This is a genomic window from Henriciella marina (genome assembly GCF_027213945.1).
Taxonomy (GTDB): Bacteria; Pseudomonadota; Alphaproteobacteria; order Caulobacterales; family Hyphomonadaceae; genus Henriciella; species Henriciella marina_A.
Genome location: NZ_JAPWGW010000020.1, coordinates 1 through 410, shown reverse-complemented (window position 1 = coordinate 410; position 410 = coordinate 1). Strand labels below are relative to the sequence as shown.

The following is a 410-nucleotide window of genomic DNA, read 5'->3' as shown; positions in this document are numbered from 1 at the left end:
CGCGGCGCACGGGAGGACGAGTGCGTGTGAATGACCTGCCAGGTGCCGGCGACCTTGCGGAACAGCACCGTTTGTTTCCCGATACGCTCCAGGCGTTCGCCATTGGAGCTGAACGTTCCACTGATCGCTGTGTCCGCGACAGCCCATGCAAAGTCACTTCCCTCGAATCGCACGTCTATATTCGAGAAGTCGAGTTCGAGATCCGGAATGGTATCTTTTTCGGGCTCGACATGATTTTCGACAAGGTCGAGCAGGCCAGTATTCTCGCCGCCTGATTCAAAGTACCGGGCGCCTGACCAGTCGAGAAAGTTCTGCCGGAACAGTTCGCCATCGCCGGTCTCCCAACCGGTTTCGATCGCGGCCATGATATCCAGGATCGCCTGTTCATCAGTCGAGACCGGTTTGGTGTC

General features: G+C 57.6%; 1 protein-coding gene. It reads right to left on the bottom strand.

What is annotated here, in order from left to right:
* The coding region (locus tag O4G74_RS16030; protein WP_269403520.1) for a YybH family protein at window positions 1-410 on the bottom strand (410 nt) is incomplete at both ends.